We start from the raw sequence: 18,778 nt of genomic DNA on the forward strand, positions 1-18,778 counted from the left end.
ACTTTTGGCACGCTGTTGAGTTCTCAAGGAACGGACGCTTCCTTCGGACCGCCTTCCAGCGGAACCTCCGGGCTTCGTTCTTTCGTGTTCCCAGCCTATCAGACGATTTCAGCTCCGTTTACCGGGCCTTTTCGCATCCGAAATCTGGTGTTAACCGCCGAGTTGCGGCGACTCGGTCAACCATAGCGGGTCGGTGGCCCGGGCGCGAATCGAGGCGCGCCGGGTGTCGCCCAGGCGGCGGCAGTGATTTGTTGCTCTCGCGAGCATATACAGCAATGGTCCCGATTCGCCAAGATGCCTGTAGAGTGCGGCCCATCGGCTAAGAGGACTAGACCACTCGCGGGCCGGCGAGGCGCCCGCCGATGGGTGGGCGAGGGCGGGAGATTCGCCCGAGAATGTCAACGGATGTCTGAAGTTGGCATGATTTAGGCTTCAGTTGATCGTCATGCCGCTCCTCGCGGCCGCTCGCTGTACTGCGCTCTTGGGAGGCACAACCATGACCACTGTGACGTCGCCGCTGACCGGCAAGGTCGTCGGGCTCACCGGCGTGCCGGACCCGGTGTTCTCGGGCGCGATGGTCGGGCCCGGCACCGCGATCGACCCGGTCCGTCGGCCCACCGAGGCGGTCGCTCCGGTGGACGGCGTCGTCGTCTCCATGCACCCGCACGCGTTCGTCGTCGTGGATGCCGAGGGCCACGGTGTGCTGACGCACCTTGGGATCGACACCGTTCAGCTCAACGGCGAGGGCTTCGAACTGCTCGTCAACAAGGGTGACACGGTGACCCGCGGTCAGGCCGTCATCAAGTGGGATCCGGCCGCCGTCGAGGCCGCCGGCAAGTCGCCGATCTCGCCGATCGTGGCGCTGGAGGCCGCCCCCGAGTCGCTCGGCTCCCTGCGGGAGGACGGCGAGGCCGTCTCCGGTGAGCCGCTGTTCAGCTGGAGCTGACCTTCCCGACCATCGACACACGCCCGCCCCGCAGGAAGTGACGGGGCGGCCCGGCACTCAGCGGTTCCCGGCGGGGCCGCTCCTCTCAGCGGAGACAGGTACATGGAGAAGACACTGCGCGGCGTGGGTGTCAGCCACGGAGTCGCGATCGGCCAGGTGCGGCACATGGGGACGGCGGTGCTGGAGCCCCCGGCCACCCGGATCCCGACCGAGGACGCCCCGCGCGAGCAGGCGCGCGCGCAGGCGGCCGTCGAGGCGGTCGCCGCCGACCTCACCGCGCGCGGCAACCTGGCCGGCGGCGAGGCGCAGGCCGTCCTGGAGGCCCAGGCGCTGATGGCGCAGGACCCGGAGCTGATGGCCGACGTGTCCCGCCGGATCGCCGTCGGCAGCAGTGCCGAGCGCGGCGTGTACGACGCCTTTGCCGCCTACCGGGCGCTGCTCGCCTCCGCCGGGGAGTACCTGGCCGGGCGGGTCGCCGACCTGGACGACGTGCGCAACCGCATCGTGGCCCGGCTGCTCGGGGTGCCGATGCCGGGTGTGCCGGACAGTGACGAGCCGTACGTGCTGTTCGCACGGGACCTGGCGCCGGCCGACACCGCGCTGCTGGACCCGACGCTGGTGCTCGGCTTCGTGACCGAGGAGGGCGGCCCGACCAGCCACAGTGCCATCCTGGCGCGGGCGCTGGGCGTGCCGGCCGTCGTGGCGCTGCCCGGTGCGACCGATGTCGCCGAGGGCACCGTCGTCGCGGTGGACGGCAGCTCGGGTGACGTGCTGCTGGAGCCCTCGCAGGACAGGCAGGACGAGCTGCGGGCGGTCGCCGCCGAGCGTAGGGCCGCGCTGGCCGCCTCCTCCGGTCCGGGTCAGACCTCGGACGGGCACCGCGTCCCGCTGCTGGCCAACGTGGGCGGCCCGGCGGACGTGCCGGCCGCGCTGGAGCACGGCGCCGAGGGCGTCGGCCTGTTCCGCACCGAGTTCCTGTTCCTGGACGACTCGGCGAAGGCTCCCGGCGAGGAGAAGCAGGTCGAGGCGTACCGCAAGGTGCTGGAGGCCTTCCCGGAGGGCCGGGTCGTGGTGCGGGTGCTCGACGCGGGCGCCGACAAGCCGCTGGACTTCCTCACCCCGGGCGACGAGCCGAACCCGGCGCTGGGCGTGCGCGGCCTCCGTACCCTGCTGGAGCACCCCGAGGTGCTGCGCACCCAGCTGCGGGCGCTGGCCAGGGCGGCCGAGGGCCTGCCGGTGCACCTCGAGGTGATGGCCCCGATGGTGGCCGACCGCAAGGACGCCAAGGACTTCGCGACCGCGTGCCGTGAGGCCGGGCTGAACGCCAAGTTCGGTGCCATGGTGGAGATCCCGTCCGCCGCGCTGCGGGCCAGGGCGATCCTGCAAGAGGTCGAGTTCCTGTCGCTGGGGACCAACGACCTGGCGCAGTACGCCTTCGCGGCCGACCGTCAGGTCGGTGCGCTGGCCCGGCTGCAGGATCCGTGGCAGCCGGCGCTGCTGGACCTGATCGCCGCGGCGGCCGACGCCGCGCGGGTGGCCGGCAAGAGCTGCGGCGTCTGCGGCGAGGCCGCCTCCGACCCGCTGCTGGCCGTGGTGCTGACCGGTCTGGGCGTCACCAGCCTCTCGATGGGCGCCGCGTCGATCCCCTACGTACGGTCCACGCTGGCCAAGTACACGCTGGCGCAGTGTCGCCGCGCGGCCGAGGCGGCCCGGGCGGCGGACAGCGCCGAGGAGGCGCGGACCGCTGCGCAGCAGGTGCTCTCGGGCGAGTAGGGGCGAGAGCGAGGAGAAGGGGCGCTCCCACCGTCGTGGTGGGGGCGCCCCTTCGGCGTTCCTCGGGGGCGGTCAGGCCTTGCGGTCGACGCGGAGCTGCTCGAAGAAGCGCAGGTGCTCGATGTGGTCGACGGATCCGGGGTTGACGGCCTGCTCCAGCGGGGTGCCGGCGAGGATGCGCTTGACCGGGACCTCGATCCGCTTGCCGGTGAGGGTGTGCGGGAGGCCGCGGACCGCGATCACCTCGTCCGGGACGTGGCGCGGGGAGAGCTGGGTGCGCAGCGAGGTGCGGATGCGGCCGATGAGGCCCTCGTCCAGTTCGGCGCCGGGGGCGAGGACGACGAACAGCGGCATCCAGTAGCCGCCGTCGGGCTCCTCCAGGCCGATGACCAGGGACTCGGCGATCTCGGGGAGGCGCTCGACCACCTCGTAGATGTCCGAGGAGCCCATCCGGACGCCCTGGCGGTTGAGGGTGGAGTCGGAGCGGCCGTGGATGACGACGGTGCCGCGGGAGGTCACGGTGATCCAGTCGCCGTGGCGCCAGACGCCGGGGTACGTGTCGAAGTAGCTGTCGTGGTACCGGGTGCCCTCGGGGTCGTTCCAGAAGCCGGTGGGCATGGACGGGATGGGCTTGGTGACGACGAGCTCGCCCACGGCGTCGGTGAGCGGCTTGCCCTGGGCGTCCCAGGACTCGACGGCGGCGCCGAGACAGGGAGCCTGGATCTCGCCGAGGTACACCGGGAGGGTCGGGACGCCGCCGACGAAGCAGGAGCAGACGTCGGTGCCACCGCTGACGGAGGCGAGCCAGACGTCCTCCTTGACCTCGTCGTAGATCCAGCGGAAGCCGTCGGGCGGGAGCGGGGAGCCGGTGGTGCCGATGCAGCGGACGGCGGACAGGTCGAGGTCGCGGCCGGGGTGGAGCTCGGCCTTGCGGCTGGCGATCACGTAGGCGGCGGAGGTGCCGAGGACGGTGGCGCCGGTGCGGGCGGCGACGGACCAGAGGGCGCCGGTGTCGGGGTGGCCGGGGCTGCCGTCGTAGGTGACGATCGTGGCCCCGACCAGGAGGCCGGCCAGCAGGAAGTTCCACATCATCCAGCCGGTGGAGGTGTACCAGAGGAAACGGTCCTGCGGGCCGAGGTCGAGGTGGAGGCCGGCCTGCTTGAGGTGTTCGAGCAGGATGCCGCCCTGGCTCTGGACGATGGCCTTGGGCAGGCCGGTGGTACCGGAGGAGTAGAGGACCCAGAGCGGGTGGTCGAAGGGGACCGGCTCGAAGACCGGTTCCACGTCGTCGGCGACCAGGTCGTCCCAGGTCAGGGCGCCTTCGGGGGCGGGGGCGCCGAGCAGCGGGACGTGGACGACGGTGCGCAGGCTGGGGAGCTCGCGGCGCAGTTCGGCGACGACCCCGGTGCGGTCGTGGTCCTTGCCGCCGTAGTGGTAGCCGTCGATCGCGAAGAGGACGGCGGGTTCGATCTGCTGGAGGCGGTCGAGGACGCTGCGGGCGCCGAAGTCGGGGGCGCAGCTGGTCCAGACCGCGCCGACGGCGGCGGTGGCGAGGAGGGCGACGGCGGCCTGCGGGATGTTGGGCAGGTAGGCGCCGACGCGGTCGCCGGGGCCGATGCCCCGGGCGCGCAGGGCGGCGGCCAGCGAGCCGACCTGACGGCGCAGTTCCGACCAGGTGAGGACGGCCGGCTGCTCGGTGGTCTCGTCGATGTGGAGGATCGCCGGGCGGTCGGCGTCGGCCCCCTGCTCACCGTCCGGGCCGGGCGCCGCGGCGCGCAGGGCGTGCTCGGCGTAGTTGAGGCGGGCGCCGGGGAACCAGCGGGCTCCGGGCATGGCCGGATCGGCGAGGACGGCCTCGGGGGCCTGGGTGAAGCGGACGTCGAACCACTGGGTGACCGCGGTCCAGAAGCGGTCGAGGTCCTCGGTGGACCAGGCGTGCAGGTCGGCGTAGCGCTCAGCGGCCTGCCGGTCGTCGGAGGCCGGGGCGAGCGGGGCGGCCGGGGCACCGTGGTGTTCGGCGGCCCAGGTCTGGAAGGCCACCAGGCTGGTGGCGGCGGCGCGAGCGGGGGTGGGACGCCAGAGCGGCTGGTCCTGGGGTGGGGTGCTCACTGTGGTGGTCTCCCGGGCCGGTGGTGGGGACGGGAGGGCTTGTGGCAGACCCGTCCGGTTGGGCTGTCGGTGCAGACCATGCCATGTGAGCGGCCGTCGCGCCAGGGTCGGCCGGTGAAGCGGCCCGGTGGTCAGCGGGGTCCGAACTCGCCGCTGAACCAGCGCCGCAGGATGCCGTTGTGGAAGTCCCAGACGAGCGGCGTCTCGGCGGTGGCGAGCAGCCAGCCATCGGTCTCGTCGGTGGGGCGCGAGGGCGGGAGCTCGGCGAGCGGACGGGCGGGGAGTAGGCCGCAGAGCATCACGAAGCGGCCGTTGGGGTCGGAGGCGGTGTGGATGAGGGTGACCTCGGCGGGGTCGGCCTCGATGCCGGTCTCCTCGCACAACTCGCGGACGCAGGCCTGCTGCCAGCTCTCGCCGAAGTCCATGTAGCCGCCGGGGAAGGCGAGTTCGCCGTAGCCGGGTTCGATGGTGCGGCGGATGACGACCAGGGCGGGCTCGGCGTCGGGCCGGGTGACGGGGAGGACGGTGACCGCGACGGGCAGCGGGTTGCGGTAGCTGATCTCGGCGCAGCCGGGGCAGGTGCGGGGCCAGGCCAGGGTGCCGGAGGGGTAGGGCGTGCCGCAGAAGTGGCAGTGGGAGAACGGCCGGTGGGCGGTCTGGGTCGCTTCGTGAGTGGTCATGGCCGGATGGTAGCCCGGCGGGCCGGGGGTGTTCCCGGGGCTCCGGCTGTCGGGGGGCTACCGGTGGTCTATCGGTGGGAGCGGCATTCTCCGGGCCTTCCTTCGCCGGTCGGCGCGACTCCCGGCGGGGCCTCGACCGGCGGGGGCTCGGCCGGCGGGGCCTCGCGGGTGGGGCGGAGCAGCGCGGGGTGCAGCAGGCGGGCGCCCCCGGCGTGGTAGGTGCGGGCGCGGGGGCCGCCGCGGGCGCCGCCGCGCTGGGTGGTGCTGCCGGTGCCCTCGACGAAGCCGGGGACGGAGAGGACCTTGCGGTGGAAGTTGCCCGGGTGGAGCTTCTCGCCCCAGACCGCCTCGTAGACGGCGCGCAGCTCGGGGATGGTGAAGTCGTGCGGCAGGAAGGCGGTGGCCAGCGGGCTGTACTCGAGCTTGGCGCGCACCCGGTCCAGGCCGTCGGCGAGGATGCGCGCGTGGTCGAAGGCCAGCGGGAGCGCGGGGGGGCCGGTGCGCCCGTCGACGCCACCCCCGTGGGTGTCGGCGGGCACACCGGCGGCTGGGGAACGGCCGCAGGGCCGGAGGTCCAGGTCGGAGACGGGGTGCCAGGCGGCGGCCGCGGCGTCCGTTCCGGCCTGGGGGTCGGGCAGGTCGGGTGCGAAGGCGAGGTAGGCGACGGAGACGACGTGCATCCGCGGATCCCGCTCGGGGGCGCCGTAGGTGCCGAGCTGTTCGAGGTGCAGGCGGCAGAGCGTGGACTCGGCCTCGGCGGCACCCAGCAGGCCCGTCTCCTCGGCGAGCTCGCGGGCGGCCGCCTCGTCCAGGCCCTCCTCGCCGGCCCGCAGGAAGCCGCCGGGCAGCGCCCAGCAGCCCTGGTGGGGCGGGGCGCCGCGCTCGACGAGCAGGACGTGCAGGCTGCCCTGGCGCAAGGTCAGGGCGACCACGTCGACCGTGACGGCGATCGGGGTGTAGGCGCGCGGGTCGTACGCGGCGAGCCACTCCTGCTCGGCCGTGGGGCCGGTGCGGGGGTACGGGGACGGGTCGTCCGTCGCCATCGCCGGCTCCTCTCCGCGCTCGCCGTGTCGCTCTGTCGGGATGTCGCGCTGTCCGCGTCGTGCCGTCCCGGTGGGGACGGCCCCGGGTGTCGTTCTCGGGATGAGCACAACGTAGCGATTCCGTTCCCCGGCGGCAAATGGTTTTCCCGGTCGGCGGGGGCGCCCGCCTTCTAGGCTGTGACCAGGACCGACTCTCCCAGGAGGCCGACATGCCCACTGCTCCCCCGCCGGACTTCGCCGCGGCGCTCGCCGCCGGTCCGCTGGTACTGGACGGCGGGATGTCGAACCAGTTGGCGGCGGCCGGGCACGACCTGTCCGACGAGCTCTGGTCGGCGCGGTTGCTGGCGGACGAGCCGGCGGCGGTGGTCGAGGCGCACCGGGCGTACTTCGCGGCCGGCGCGGACGTCGCCATCACCGCCAGCTACCAGGCCAGCTTCGAGGGCCTGGCCCGGCGCGGGGTGGGCCGGGCCGAGGCGGCACGGCTGCTGGCGAGCAGTGTGGAGCTGGCCCGGGAGGCGGCGCGGGCCGAGCCGGGCGGGCGGCGGCGCTGGGTGGCGGCTTCGGTGGGCCCGTACGGGGCGGTGCTGGCGGACGGTTCGGAGTACCGGGGCCGGTACGGGCTGAGCGTGGCGGAGCTGGCCGCCTTCCACCGGCCGCGGCTGGAGGTGCTGGCGGCGGCGCGGCCGGACGTGCTGGCGCTGGAGACGGTGCCGGACACGGACGAGGCGCGGGCGCTGCTGGAGCTGGTGCGCGGGCTGGGGGTGCCGGCTTGGCTGTCGTACAGCGTCGAGGGCGGCCGGACCCGGGCCGGGCAGCCGCTGGCGGAGGCGTTCGCGCTGGCCGCGGACGTGGACGAGGTGCTGGCGGTGGGCGTCAACTGCTGTACGCCGCAGGACGCGGACCGGGCGGTGGCGCTGGCCGCGGAGGTGACCGGGAAGCCGGTGGTGGTGTACCCGAACAGCGGGGAACACTGGGACGCCGAGCGCCGGGACTGGCGTGGGGAGCCGACCTTCCGCTCGGCCCGGGTGAACGGCTGGCTCGAGGACGGCGCCCGGTTGGTGGGCGGCTGCTGCCGGGTCGGGCCGGACGGGATCGCCGCGCTCGCGGCGGGGGTGGCGGTGCGCCGGAACCCGTGAGCCCGCCGGAACCCGTGAACCCGTCGGAACCCCGTGAGCGCACGGGTCCGCTGCGGTACGGGGGCCTTGAGCGGCGCGGAAGGTTAACACCCGGCGGAGAGCGGGTTACCGAGGGGGAAGGTGCACGGAGTCGGCACGGCCTGGCAGACTCGTCCCGTCACCACGCGGTCGACAATGTCGACCGCCACTCAGCGCGGAGGTATCCATGCCCGGCCCGATCCAGTCGCTCTCCCGGGCCGCCGCGATCATGCGCCTGCTGGCCGGCGGCGAGCGCCGCCTGGGCCTGTCCGAGGTCGCGACGGCGCTGGACCTCGCCAAGGGCACCGCGCACGGCATCCTGCGCACGCTGCAGCAGGAGGGGTTCGTCGAGCAGGACCCGGAGAGCGGCAAGTACCAGTTGGGCGCCGAGCTGCTGCGACTGGGCCAGAGCTACCTGGACGTGCACGAGCTGCGGGCGCGGGCGCTGGTGTGGGCGGACGACCTGGCCCGGGCGGCCGGGGAGACCGTGTACCTGGGCGTGCTGCACCAGCAGGGCGTGCTGATCGTGCACCACGTGTTCCGGCCGGACGACACCCGCCAGGTGCTGGAGGTCGGCTCGATGCAGCCGCTGCACAGCACCGCGCTGGGCAAGGTCCTGGTGTCCTACGACCCGGTCGCACGCGGGGAGTTGGGCGACGGACCGTACGAGTCCTACACCACGCGGACGCTGACCGAGGCGGTCGACGTGGACGCGGAGTGCGCGCTGATCCGCGAGCGCGGCTGGGCGGACGCGGTCGAGGAGACCTGGGAGGGCGTGGCCTCGATCGGCGCGCTGATCCAGGACCGGCGGCGCAACCCGGTGGGCGCGGTGTGCATCAGCGGGCCGGTGGAACGGGTCTGCGAGGACGGCTTCGTGCGGCCTTCGCTGGTGGCCTCGGTGCGCAGCGCGGCGCGGGCGATCTCGCGCGATCTGGGCGCCGGGCGGTTCTGAGCCGGGCCCCGGCAAGCGGTCCATTTCGTCACGCTGAGGCGCGGACGGGCGGTAAGCCTGTCCGCGCCTTGGCGTTTTGTCCCGTTTCGGGGCGCTCCGCTCGGTAACTTCTTGGGACGGGTCGAGGCGAGGGTCACAGCTGCGTAACCCTGCCTTGACGTGGGGGCGACCTGGGGAGGAAGCTTCCGCATGACGGTCGACATTGTCGAACGATGGCCGGAGAGATCACTCCCCCAGTGCGCTCATCCCCACAGCGATCGGTCGGCCGCCCACCCCCACCCCCGCACCTCCGGGCCATATGGACAAGGGAGTCTTTGTGTCCGCGTTCTCCAACGGCGACGTGTTCGTCGGCGAAACCCTCGGCACCGCCGCGCTGATACTTCTCGGCGGTGGCGTCTGCGCCGCCGTGACCCTCAAGAAGTCGAAGGCCGTCAACGCCGGATGGCTGGCGATCACCTTCGGCTGGGGATTCGCGGTCCTCATCGCCGCCTACATGTCGGCTCCGAAGTCCGGCGCCCACCTCAACCCGGCCGTCACCATCGCGCTCGCCGTCAAGAGCGGCGAGTGGAGCCAGGTGCCGCTCTACCTCGGCTCGCAGCTGCTCGGCGCGATCATCGGCGCCGTGCTGGTCTGGGCGACCTACCTCGGCCAGTTCAACGCCAACGAGGAGCCCACGCTCGGCATCTTCTCGACCGGGCCCGAGATCCGGAACCCGATCCAGAACGTGATCACCGAAGTCATCGGCACCTTCGTGCTCTGCTTCGCGATCCTCACCATCGGCACCAACTCCGGCCTCACCCAGTCCGGCACCAGCACCCTGATGGTCGCCTTCACCGTCGTCGGCATCGGCCTCTCGCTGGGCGGCCCGACCGGCTACGCGATCAACCCGGCCCGTGACCTCGGCCCGCGCATCGCGCACGCCCTGCTGCCGATCCCCAAGAAGGGCGGCTCCGACTGGTCGTACGCCTGGATCCCGGTCGTCGGCCCGATCCTCGGCGGCCTCGCGGCCGGCGGCCTGTACAACGCCGTCTTCTAAAGGCCGGGTTCGATCCCGCCGAGCACGGGGACTGACCGAGAAGCGCGTCAGGCCCACCCCACCCCGTAACCCCCGAACCCGAGCCGAGGACCCTCCCCATGACCTCCACCGGTAACTACATCGCCGCGATCGACCAGGGCACCACCTCCAGCCGCTGCATCATCTTCGGCGCCGACGGCCGGATCGTCGCCGTCGACCAGCAGGAGCACCGGCAGATCTTCCCCCAGCCCGGCTACGTCGAGCACGACGCCGCCGAGATCTGGACCCGGGTGCAGTCGGTCGTCCGCGGGGCGCTGGAGAAGGCCGGCCTGACCAAGGACGACATCCGCGCGATCGGCATCACCAACCAGCGCGAGACCACCGTCCTGTGGGACCGGAACACCGGTGAGCCGGTGCACAACGCGCTGGTGTGGCAGGACACCCGCACCGAGGCGCTCTGCCGCGAGCTCGGCCGCAACGTCGGCCAGGACCGCTTCCGCCGCGAGACCGGCCTCCCGCTGGCCAGCTACTTCGCCGGCCCGAAGATCCGCTGGCTGCTGGACAACGTCGAGGGCCTGCGCGAGCGCGCCGAGGCCGGCGACATCCTGTTCGGCACCATGGACACCTGGGTGATCTGGAACCTCACCGGCGGTGTGAACGGCGGCAAGCACGTCACCGACGTGACCAACGCCAGCCGCACCATGCTGATGAACCTGAAGTCGCTGGCCTGGGACGAGAGCATCGCCGAGTCGATGGGCGTGCCGATGGCCGTCCTGCCGGAGATCCGCTCCTCCGCCGAGGTGTACGGCGAGGCCGTCGGCGACCTCGCCGGCGTCCCGGTCGCCTCCGCGCTCGGCGACCAGCAGGCCGCGCTGTTCGGCCAGACCTGCTTCGACGAGGGCGAGGCCAAGTCCACCTACGGCACCGGCACCTTCCTGCTGCTCAACACCGGCGAGAAGATCGTCAACTCGTACCACGGCCTGCTGACCACCGTCGGCTACCGGATCGGCGACCAGGCCCCGGTGTACGCCCTCGAAGGCTCGATCGCCGTCACCGGCTCGCTCGTCCAGTGGCTGCGCGACCAGCTCGGCATCATCTCGACGGCCGCCGAGATCGAAACCCTCGCCAACACGGTCGAGGACAACGGCGGCGCCTACTTCGTCCCGGCCTTCTCCGGCCTGTTCGCCCCGTACTGGCGCTCCGACGCCCGCGGTGTGATCGCCGGTCTGACCCGGTACGTCACCAAGGGCCACCTGGCCCGAGCCGTCCTGGAGGCCACCGCCTGGCAGACCCGCGAGGTCGTCGACGCCATGCAGAAGGACTCCGGCGTCGAACTCACCGCCCTCAAGGTCGACGGCGGCATGACCAGCAACAACCTGCTCATGCAGAACATCGCCGACGTCCTGGACGCCCCGGTCGAGCGCCCGTACGTGGCCGAGACCACCGCGCTGGGCGCCGCCTACGCCGCCGGCCTCGCCGTCGGCTTCTGGAACGACCTCGACACCCTGCGGGCCAACTGGCACCGCGCCGCCGAGTGGACCCCGCGCATGGACGAGGCCACCCGGGAGCGTGAGTACAAGAAGTGGCTCAAGGCCGTGGAGCGCACCATGGACTGGGTGGAGGAAGAAGAGATCAACTGACCGACGAGCCGGTCGGGGCCCCGAGCCCCGGCCGGCCTCCCGCTGCTCCGGCAACGGGTGTCACCGCGTTTCACCGGCCCGCCGCACCGGGCCGACCGGCCTCTCCCGCAGAGGCCGCACCGCACACGAGAGGAGTAACGGCGCCGCCCGACCCGCGCGCGCCGTACACAACCACCATGGCAACCATCCCGACCCTGGGCGCCGAGCGCACCGCCGGCCGCACCGCCTCCCGCGCCGAGACCCGCGAACTGCTCGGCAAGGCCACCTACGACCTGCTGGTGATCGGGGGCGGCATCCTCGGCACGGCCGTCGCCTGGACCGCGTCCCAGGCCGGCCTGAAGGTCGCCATGGTCGACGCCGGCGACTTCGCCGGTGCCACCTCCAGCGCCTCCTCCAAGCTCGTCCACGGCGGCCTGCGCTACCTGCAGACCGGCGCGGTCAAGCTGGTCGCGGAGAACCACAAGGAGCGCCGCGCGCTCTCCACCGACGTGGCCCCGCACCTGGTCAACCCGCTGACCTTCTTCGTGCCGGTCTACAAGGGCGGCCCGCACGGCGCCGCCAAGCTCGGCGCCGGCGTGTTCCTGTACTCGGCGCTGTCCGCCTTCCGCGACGGCATGGGCCGGGTCTCCACCGCCGCGCACGCCGCCCAGCAGGTGCCCGCGCTGCGCACCGAGGGCCTGCGCTCGGTGGCCGTCTACGGCGACCACCAGATGAACGACTCCCGCGTCGCCGTGATGACCGTCCGCGCCGCCGTCGACGCCGGCGCCGTGGTGCTCAACCACGCCGAGGTCACCGGGCTGCGCTTCACCGGCGGCCGGGTCACCGGCGCCGAGCTCCGCGACCGCCTCGACGGCAGCGAGTTCGGCATCAACGCCCGCCTGGTGCTCAACGCCACCGGCCCGTGGGTCGACCACCTGCGCACGATGGAGGACGCCGGCGCCGCGCCGTCGATCCGCCTCTCCAAGGGCGCGCACGTCGTCGTCAAGCGCCGCTCGCCGTGGCGCGCCGCGCTGACCATCCCGATCGACAAGTACCGCGTCTCCTTCGCCATCCCGTGGGAGGACCACGTCCTCCTCGGCACCACCGACGAGGAGTACACCGGCGACCCGAAGGACGTCCGGGCCACCGACGCGGACATCGACCAGATCATGGGCGAGGCCGCGCACGCGATCCGCGACGAGCACCTCGACCGCGACCTGGTCACCTACTCCTTCGCCGGCCTGCGCGTGCTGCCGGGCGGCCCGGGCGACACCGCCGCCGCCAAGCGCGAGACGGTCGTCACCGAGGGCCGCGGCGGCATGCTGTCGGTCTCCGGCGGCAAGTGGACCACCTACCGCCACATCGGCCGCACCGTGCTGGAGAAGCTGGCCCACGTGCCCGGCACCAGCCTCGGCGAGGACATGTCCCCGATCGCCGCGACCGTCCCGCTGCCGGGCGTCGGCGCGCCGAACGCGGTCGCCCACCGCCTGCTGATCGACCGCGAGCCGGGCTCCCGGATGGAGCCGCTGGTCGCCAAGCACCTGGCCAGCCACTACGGCACGCTCTCCTTCGAGATCGCCCGCATGATCGACGAGAACCCGGAGCTCGGCCGGCCGATCCACGACGACGGCCCGGACGTCTGGGCGCAGGTCGCGTACGCGGCGGACAACGAGTGGGCGTACACCACGGACGACGTGCTGCGCCGCCGCACCACGATGACGGTGCGCGGGCTGGACACGCCGGAGATCCGGGCCGAGGTCGAGGCCTTCCTCACGAAGCGCGGGACCAAGTAGGCGCGTAGGGCACGGCACGTCCTGCACGGCGGGCGGGCGTCCGGGGTTTCCCCGGGCGCCCGCCCGCTTTCTCACAGGACGGCGCCGGCCTTGACCACGTGCCTGAGGTGCCGCTGTGGGCGGGTGAGGACGGCGAGGTCGGCCAGCGGGTCGCCGTCGACGACGAGCAGGTCGGCGTGGGCGCCCGGGGCGAGAGTGCCGATCTCCCCCACCATGCCGAGCAGCCGGGCCGCCGTGGTGGTGGCCGACCGGAGCACGTCCGCGACCGGCTGGACCTGGGCGCGGAGGGTGAACTCCTCCAGTTGGGCAGGATGCAGCGGGCCGAGCAGGTCGCTGCCGTAGACAAGGTTGACGCCGGCACGGTGCGCGCGTTCCAGGGCGTCCAGGCCCCGGTCGCGGACCTCGGCGAGCTTGCCGAGGGAGGCGGGCGGCAGGCCCGAGGCGGCGCCGAGCTTGGCGGTCTGCTCGTAGGCGACCAGGGTCGGGACCAGGAAGGCGTCCTTCTCCCGCAGCAGGGCGACCGTGCCGTCGTCCAGCAGGTTGCCGTGCTCGACGCACCGCACTCCGGCCCGCAGGGCGCGGTCGATCGCACGCGGGTGGTAGGCGTGCACGGTGACGTAGCGGTTGTGGTTCTCCGCCTCCTCGACCGCCGCGCGGATCTCCTCCTCGCTGTACTGAACGGCGGCGATCTCGTCGTGCGGGGAGGCGACGCCGCCGGAGAGCAACACCTTCAGATGGCGCGCGCCCTTGCGAAACTCGTCGCGGGCGGCGGCCCGTACGGCGTCCACGCCGTCGGCGATCCGACCGAAGTTCGGCCGGGACTCGCAGCAGGGCAGGGCGTCGTCGCCGAGCGGGCGCAGGTCTCCGTGGCCGCCGGTCTGGGACAGCGCTTTGCCGCCGTGCAGCAGTCGGGGGCCGAGTGCCAGGCCCTCGGCCAGCGCGCGGGCCATGCCGTGGTCGGCGCCGCCGACGTCGCGGACGGTGGTGAATCCGCGGCGCAGCATCCGCTCGGCCTCGGCGAGGGCGCGGACGGTCGCGTAGCCGGGGGTCCAGTTGGCGACGTCGTGCAGGTCGAGCGTGGTGACCAGCAGGTGGACATGGGCGTCGATCAGGCCGGGCAGCACGGTGCCGCCGGCGGCGTCGACCACCCGGACGCCGTCGCTCGCGGCGGGCGGACGCCCGGTGCCGGTGGCGGCGATCCGGCCGTCGGCGGCCTCCAGCCAGCCGAGGTCGGTACGGGTGCCGTCCTCGGGGTGGAGCAGATGGGCGTTGGTGATCAGCAGCCGGCTCATGGCAGTGGTGCCCCTCGGGTTCGGTTCGGTGGTTCGCCGCACACCGGTTCAGTACGGCTCGGATTGAATACGACTCGTACTGAATACACCATGTATCGTTCTCCCGTGAACCCACCCCCGGCCGATGCCGCCGCTCCCCGACCGCCCCGTCGCCGCGTCCACACCCGGGCCCGACTGCTGGCCGCGGCGAGCGAGCTGCTCCTCACCGTCGGCTTCGCGCGGACCAGCATCGAGGACGTCTGTGCCGCCGCCGGGTACACCCGCGGCGCCTTCTACTCCAACTTCGGCAGCAAGGAGGACCTGCTGCTGGCTCTCTTCGACGACCAGGCGGCGCGGCGGATGGCCGAGCTGGAGCGGCTCGCCGCCGCCTGCGAGGCGCTGGAGCCGCGGGAGCGGGCCCGGCTGCTGGTTCAGGCGCTGCTGCGGGTCGAGCCGGCGGACACCGGGTGGATCCTGCTGTTCCTGGAGTTCCGGCTGGTCGCCGCCCGGACGCAGGCGCTGGCCCACCAGGTCGCCGCGCACGACCGGGCGGTCGCCCGGGCGCTGGCCGCCGTCCTGGAACGCGCGCTGCCGGAACTGGTGCCCCCTGGCGCGAGCGCCGGGCAGGCCGCGACGGTGATCCTCGCCGCGCGGGAGGGACTGCTCGCCCGTACGGCGGCGGGCGGCGCGGTCGCGGAGGAACTGCTGGAGGCCACGGCGGCGGTGCTGTCGGGTCTGCTGGGCTGAGGAAACGCGGTAGGGGCGGCACCCGTACGGTCACGGGTGCCGCCCCTCGGCGGTGCTGCGGTGCTGCGGTGCTGCGAGGCGGCGCTAGACGACCAGGCTCAGCGGCATGATCAGCGCGATGGCGACGACCGAGATCACCGTCTCCATCACCGACCAGGACTTCAGCGTCTGCCCGACGCTCATCCCGAAGTACTCCTTCACCAGCCAGAAGCCGGCGTCGTTGACGTGCGAGAAGAACAGTGAGCCGGCGCCGATCGCGAGCACCAGCAGGGCCGCGTGGGTCGAGGACATGTTCGCGGCGAGCGGGGAGACGATGCCGGCCGCGGTGATCGTGGCGACCGTCGCCGAGCCGGTGGCCAGGCGGATCAGTACCGCGATCAGCCAGCCCAGCAGCAGCGCGGAGATGTGCCACTTGCCGGACCACTCGCTCACCGCGTTGCCGACGCCCACGTCGATCAGGGTCTGCTTGAAGCCGCCGCCCGCTCCGACGATGAACACGATGCCCGCGATCGGGCCGAGCGACTTGCCGACGGTGTCGGAGATCCGCGCCCGGTCGAAGCCGGCCGCCCGGCCGAGGGTCACCATGGCGAGGAGGGTCGCGGCGAGCAGGGCGATCAGCGGGGAACCGATGAAGTCGAACACCCGCTGGCCGGTCGCCTTCGGGTTGTCGATCACCACGTCGGCCAGCGCCTTGCCGAGCATCAGCACGACCGGCAGCAGGATGGTCACCAGCACCGCGCCGAAGGACGGGGTGCGGTCCTGCTTGGCCGGCGCCGCCTCGGGGGCGGTGGCGGCCGGGACCTCCAGCGGGCCCACCCAACGCTCGGCGACCCGTGCGAACAGCGGACCGGCGATGATCAGGGTCGGGATGGCGACCAGCAGGCCGAGTGCCAGGGTGATGCCGAGGTCGGCCTTCAGGGCGTCGACGGCGACCAGCGGGCCCGGGTGCGGGGGCACCAGGCCGTGCAGTACCGACAGGCCGGCCAGGGCCGGGATGCCGACCCGCATCAGCGGCACGTTGCCGCGGCGGGCGACCAGCAGCACGATCGGGATCAGCAGGACGACGCCGACCTCGAAGAACAGCGGCAGGCCGAGCACGGCCGCGATCAGCGCCATCGCCCAGGGCAGCGCCTTGTTGCCGGTACGGGAGAGCACGGTGTCCGCGATGATGTTCGCGCCGCCGGAGTCGGCGAGCAGCTTGCCGAGCATCGCGCCGAGGCCGATCAGCAGGCCCACGCCGGCCACGGTGGAGCCGAAGCCCGTGGAGAAGCTGTTGAGCAGTTTGTCGAAGGGGGCGCCCGCGACGGCGGCCAGCAGGCCCGAGCCGAGTGTGAGGGCGAGGAACGGGTGCAGCTTCAGCTTGGTGATCAGTACGACGATCGCACCGATGCTGAGCAGCACCGCGATCAGCAGCTGGGAGTCGCTGCCGGTGTGCGGCAGGGCCGGTGGGGCGGCCGCCAGCAGAGTGGGGGCAATGCTCACGCGAGGTCTCCATTGACGGGCCGCAGCTGCGCCACGGCCATCTCGACGAGTTCTTCGGGGGTGGGACCGACGTCCAGGACGGTGCCGCGCTCGTCCGCCTCCAGGGGTTCCAGGGCGGCGTACTGCGAGTCGAGCAGCGACGACGGCATGAAGTGGCCGGCGCGGTGGTTGAGCCGGTCCTCGACCAGCTCGTGGCCACCGCTGAGGTGCAGGAAGAAGGCGCCCGGGCAGGCGGCGCGCAGGGCGTCGCGGTAGCGGCGCTTCAGCGCCGAGCAGGTGACCACACCGCCGGTGCCGGCCTCGGTCCGCTCCTTGAGCCAGGCGCCGATGGCGCGCAGCCAGGGGGCGCGGTCCTCGTCGCCCAGCGGGATGCCGGCCGACATCTTGGCGATGTTGGCCGCCGGGTGGAAGTCGTCCGCCTCGGCGAAGGGGAGGTCGAGGCGGTCGGCCAGCAGGCGGGCCAGGGTGGTCTTGCCGACACCGGAGACGCCCATCACCACGATGGTGAGGGGACCTTCCGGGAGGTCGTGGTTCTCGACGCTGAGAGCCATGGGTGGTGCTCCTTCGTTGCCTGGCCGCCACTATCGCCTCAAAGATATGACGTATTCAAGTGGCGGAAACCAAATCGTCATACTTTTAAGCTGTGGCCTGGGTCGCAGGGCGACGCGAGCCCGCGCGGGCCGGACGTCTAGGCTGGGCGGATGGAGATCCAGGGGCTGCCCGGGCGGCTGCTTGACGAGCTCGGTCCGGCGATCGCGTCCGGGGAGATCCCCCAGGGCGCGGTACTGCGCGGGGAGGACCTGGAGGAGCGGTTCGGGGTGTCCCGGACGGTGGTCCGGGAGGCGGTGCGGATCCTCGAGGGGATGCGCATGGTGGCCTCCCGGCGGCGGGTCGGGATCACCGTGCAACCGAAGTCGCTCTGGGACGTCTTCGACCCGATGGTGATCCGCTGGCGCCTGGCCGGAACCGACCGGCCCGCCCAGCTGCGCTCCCTCGGCTCGCTGCGGATGGCCGTCGAGCCCGCCGCGGCGGCGCTCGCCGCGGTTCACGCGACCGACGACGAACGACGCGAACTCAGCTCACTGGCCGTGGAGTTGACGGTCTCCGCACGGGACGCGGACCTCACCACTTTCCTCGGGCACGACATCGCCTTCCACGCGCTGGTGCTGCGCGCCTCCGGGAATGAGATGTTCGCCCACCTCGGGGACACCGTGGGAGCGGTGCTCACCGGCCGGACCGAGTACCATCTGATGCCCCATCAGCCGGAACCGTACGCGATCCGGCTGCACCGCGAGGTCGCCGACGCGATCTGCTCGGGACACGCCGACGAGGCCGAGCGGGCGATGCGGACGATCGTGACGGGCGCCCTGGCGGAGCTCAACCAGCAGTTGGGCTGAGCTCCGGACGAGCGCTGCCCGGATGGCGCGGTTTGGCGGCAGTTCGGTGGATTCGGACGCATGGTCCGGGTTCGGCGGGGCAGAGTGTGCCGAGGGGGCGCGTTCCGGGTGCGCCCGGTCCCGCGTCAGTCGCCGAATCCGCGCCTGGGGGTCGCTCGATGTCCGTGCCACGCCGCCGTCGCCGCCTGCCCGACGAAGTGCGCGCCGCCGCGGTCCGGGCGGTGCTCTGCCTCGCCTTCACCCTGGTGGGCGTGGTCGTCGCGACGCTGGCCTCGTACGCGGGCAGTTGGATGCTGACGCCCGCCCTGATGACCATGGGGCTCGGGGTGTTCGGCACCATGTGGTGCCTGCTGGACATCCTGGTCTCCCGCCAGATCGCCGCGCAGCGGGTGCGGGCGCCCGGCTCCGCGCACCCGATGGCGGGCAGCCGGGGGCCGTCCGAGCCGCTGGCCGCCCGGCCGTTCCCCCGGGCCGACTCGTCGGCGTACCAGCAGTCGAACCAGCAGTCGTACCAGTCGGTGTACCAGCAGCCGACCGAGTCGGTGTACCGGCAGCCGTCCCAGCAGCCCTACCAGCGGCCGCAGTAGTTGCCGCACCAGCCGCGGGTGCCGACCACGCGGCCGTGACCGGGGGCCGAGCCGTCCGCGCGCGGCCCTGGAGTCGGGCGCCTGGCGATCCTGCGCCGGTCGGAGGAACCCGGCTCGGCTAGAAGTCTCCTGAAGATCTTGTTGTTGGTGGAGGGGTGTCCCCGGGTGGGGATGCCCCTCTGTCGTTATGCGGTGGTGGGGGTGAGGGTC

Annotated in this window: 17 protein-coding genes; 11 read left to right on the plus strand and 6 right to left on the minus strand. The window is 72.9% G+C overall.

All coding sequences use genetic code 11. The annotated features are described in order from the left end of the window. The 3 genes from AC0B61_RS36170 to ptsP form a co-directional block, all read left to right on the plus strand. On the plus strand, positions 1 to 186 hold a 186-nt coding region (locus AC0B61_RS36170), incomplete at its 5' end, for a hypothetical protein (protein WP_471746635.1). 310 nt (positions 187 to 496) lie between these two features. Next, positions 497 to 946: a PTS sugar transporter subunit IIA gene (locus AC0B61_RS36175; protein WP_471746637.1), complete on the plus strand. Its 450-nt coding sequence runs from the start codon at positions 497 to 499 to the stop codon at positions 944 to 946. A 102-nt stretch (positions 947 to 1,048) separates the two neighbouring features. Next, the gene (gene ptsP, locus AC0B61_RS36180; protein WP_471746638.1) at positions 1,049 to 2,719 is read left to right on the plus strand and encodes a phosphoenolpyruvate--protein phosphotransferase; all 1,671 of its coding nucleotides are present in this window, start codon (positions 1,049 to 1,051) and stop codon (positions 2,717 to 2,719) included. A 72-nt stretch (positions 2,720 to 2,791) separates the two neighbouring features. On the opposite strand, the gene AC0B61_RS36185 is transcribed toward ptsP, so the two are convergent. The 3 genes from AC0B61_RS36185 to AC0B61_RS36195 form a co-directional block, all read right to left on the minus strand. Next, on the minus strand, positions 2,792 to 4,828 hold the full coding sequence (locus AC0B61_RS36185; RefSeq protein WP_471746640.1) for an acetoacetate--CoA ligase: 2,037 nt from the start codon (positions 4,826 to 4,828) through the stop codon (positions 2,792 to 2,794). A 131-nt stretch (positions 4,829 to 4,959) separates the two neighbouring features. Then, the gene (locus AC0B61_RS36190; protein WP_471746642.1) at positions 4,960 to 5,508 is read right to left on the minus strand and encodes an NUDIX domain-containing protein; all 549 of its coding nucleotides are present in this window, start codon (positions 5,506 to 5,508) and stop codon (positions 4,960 to 4,962) included. Between the two features lie 68 nt (positions 5,509 to 5,576). Next, positions 5,577 to 6,551 carry an NUDIX hydrolase gene (locus tag AC0B61_RS36195; protein ID WP_471746644.1) on the minus strand — a complete coding sequence of 325 codons (975 nt, stop codon included), beginning with the start codon at positions 6,549 to 6,551 and terminating at the stop codon, positions 5,577 to 5,579. Between the two features lie 209 nt (positions 6,552 to 6,760). Between AC0B61_RS36195 and mmuM the strand changes: the two genes are divergently transcribed. From mmuM to AC0B61_RS36220, 5 genes are all read left to right on the plus strand, one after another. Next, a complete protein-coding gene (mmuM, locus tag AC0B61_RS36200; RefSeq protein WP_471746645.1) occupies positions 6,761 to 7,687 on the plus strand; it encodes a homocysteine S-methyltransferase in 927 nt (308 codons plus the stop codon). A 205-nt stretch (positions 7,688 to 7,892) separates the two neighbouring features. Continuing rightward, positions 7,893 to 8,657 carry an IclR family transcriptional regulator gene (locus AC0B61_RS36205; RefSeq protein ID WP_471746647.1) on the plus strand — a complete coding sequence of 255 codons (765 nt, stop codon included), beginning with the start codon at positions 7,893 to 7,895 and terminating at the stop codon, positions 8,655 to 8,657. A gap of 298 nt (positions 8,658 to 8,955) precedes the next feature. Further along, positions 8,956 to 9,693: an MIP/aquaporin family protein gene (locus tag AC0B61_RS36210; protein WP_471746649.1), complete on the plus strand. Its 738-nt coding sequence runs from the start codon at positions 8,956 to 8,958 to the stop codon at positions 9,691 to 9,693. A gap of 98 nt (positions 9,694 to 9,791) precedes the next feature. Next, positions 9,792 to 11,312, plus strand: coding sequence for a glycerol kinase GlpK (gene glpK, locus AC0B61_RS36215; RefSeq protein ID WP_471746650.1), 1,521 nt, complete (start codon positions 9,792 to 9,794; stop codon positions 11,310 to 11,312). 176 nt (positions 11,313 to 11,488) lie between these two features. Then, positions 11,489 to 13,084, plus strand: coding sequence for a glycerol-3-phosphate dehydrogenase/oxidase (locus tag AC0B61_RS36220; protein WP_471746652.1), 1,596 nt, complete (start codon positions 11,489 to 11,491; stop codon positions 13,082 to 13,084). A 71-nt stretch (positions 13,085 to 13,155) separates the two neighbouring features. On the opposite strand, the gene AC0B61_RS36225 is transcribed toward AC0B61_RS36220, so the two are convergent. Beyond that, entirely contained in the window at positions 13,156 to 14,376 is a 1,221-nt protein-coding gene (locus AC0B61_RS36225; RefSeq protein ID WP_471746654.1) for a metal-dependent hydrolase family protein, read from the minus strand. A 105-nt stretch (positions 14,377 to 14,481) separates the two neighbouring features. On the opposite strand from AC0B61_RS36225, the gene AC0B61_RS36230 reads away from it, so the two are divergent. Then, positions 14,482 to 15,102, plus strand: coding sequence for a TetR/AcrR family transcriptional regulator (locus tag AC0B61_RS36230; RefSeq protein ID WP_471746656.1), 621 nt, complete (start codon positions 14,482 to 14,484; stop codon positions 15,100 to 15,102). An 84-nt stretch (positions 15,103 to 15,186) separates the two neighbouring features. Here the strand turns inward: AC0B61_RS36230 and AC0B61_RS36235 are convergent, their stop codons facing one another. Further along, entirely contained in the window at positions 15,187 to 16,578 is a 1,392-nt protein-coding gene (locus AC0B61_RS36235) for a GntT/GntP/DsdX family permease (protein WP_471746664.1), read from the minus strand. A 2-nt stretch (positions 16,579 to 16,580) separates the two neighbouring features. Next, positions 16,581 to 17,135 carry a gluconokinase gene (locus AC0B61_RS36240; protein ID WP_471746658.1) on the minus strand — a complete coding sequence of 185 codons (555 nt, stop codon included), beginning with the start codon at positions 17,133 to 17,135 and terminating at the stop codon, positions 16,581 to 16,583. A 150-nt stretch (positions 17,136 to 17,285) separates the two neighbouring features. Here AC0B61_RS36240 and AC0B61_RS36245 point away from each other — a divergent pair, with 150 nt between their 5' ends. Further along, positions 17,286 to 17,981 carry a FadR/GntR family transcriptional regulator gene (locus AC0B61_RS36245; RefSeq protein ID WP_471746660.1) on the plus strand — a complete coding sequence of 232 codons (696 nt, stop codon included), beginning with the start codon at positions 17,286 to 17,288 and terminating at the stop codon, positions 17,979 to 17,981. Positions 17,982 to 18,139: 158 nt separating this feature from the next. After that, positions 18,140 to 18,568, plus strand: a complete 429-nt coding sequence (locus AC0B61_RS36250) for a hypothetical protein (RefSeq protein ID WP_471746662.1) — start codon at positions 18,140 to 18,142, stop codon at positions 18,566 to 18,568. Positions 18,569 to 18,778 lie beyond the last annotated feature (210 nt).

It is taken from the genome of Kitasatospora sp. NPDC023385 (assembly GCF_055664045.1).

Coding starts and splice junctions, on each gene's coding strand:
- AC0B61_RS36175 (WP_471746637.1), top strand. CDS start 497: ATGACCACTGTGACGTCGCCGCTGACCGGCAAGGTCGTCGGGCTCACC.
- ptsP (WP_471746638.1), top strand. CDS start 1,049: ATGGAGAAGACACTGCGCGGCGTGGGTGTCAGCCACGGAGTCGCGATC.
- AC0B61_RS36190 (WP_471746642.1), bottom strand. CDS start 5,508: ATGACCACTCACGAAGCGACCCAGACCGCCCACCGGCCGTTCTCCCAC.
- AC0B61_RS36195 (WP_471746644.1), bottom strand. CDS start 6,551: ATGGCGACGGACGACCCGTCCCCGTACCCCCGCACCGGCCCCACGGCC.
- mmuM (WP_471746645.1), top strand. CDS start 6,761: ATGCCCACTGCTCCCCCGCCGGACTTCGCCGCGGCGCTCGCCGCCGGT.
- AC0B61_RS36205 (WP_471746647.1), top strand. CDS start 7,893: ATGCCCGGCCCGATCCAGTCGCTCTCCCGGGCCGCCGCGATCATGCGC.
- AC0B61_RS36210 (WP_471746649.1), top strand. CDS start 8,956: ATGGACAAGGGAGTCTTTGTGTCCGCGTTCTCCAACGGCGACGTGTTC.
- glpK (WP_471746650.1), top strand. CDS start 9,792: ATGACCTCCACCGGTAACTACATCGCCGCGATCGACCAGGGCACCACC.
- AC0B61_RS36220 (WP_471746652.1), top strand. CDS start 11,489: ATGGCAACCATCCCGACCCTGGGCGCCGAGCGCACCGCCGGCCGCACC.
- AC0B61_RS36225 (WP_471746654.1), bottom strand. CDS start 14,376: ATGAGCCGGCTGCTGATCACCAACGCCCATCTGCTCCACCCCGAGGAC.
- AC0B61_RS36240 (WP_471746658.1), bottom strand. CDS start 17,135: ATGGCTCTCAGCGTCGAGAACCACGACCTCCCGGAAGGTCCCCTCACC.
- AC0B61_RS36245 (WP_471746660.1), top strand. CDS start 17,286: ATGGAGATCCAGGGGCTGCCCGGGCGGCTGCTTGACGAGCTCGGTCCG.
- AC0B61_RS36250 (WP_471746662.1), top strand. CDS start 18,140: ATGTCCGTGCCACGCCGCCGTCGCCGCCTGCCCGACGAAGTGCGCGCC.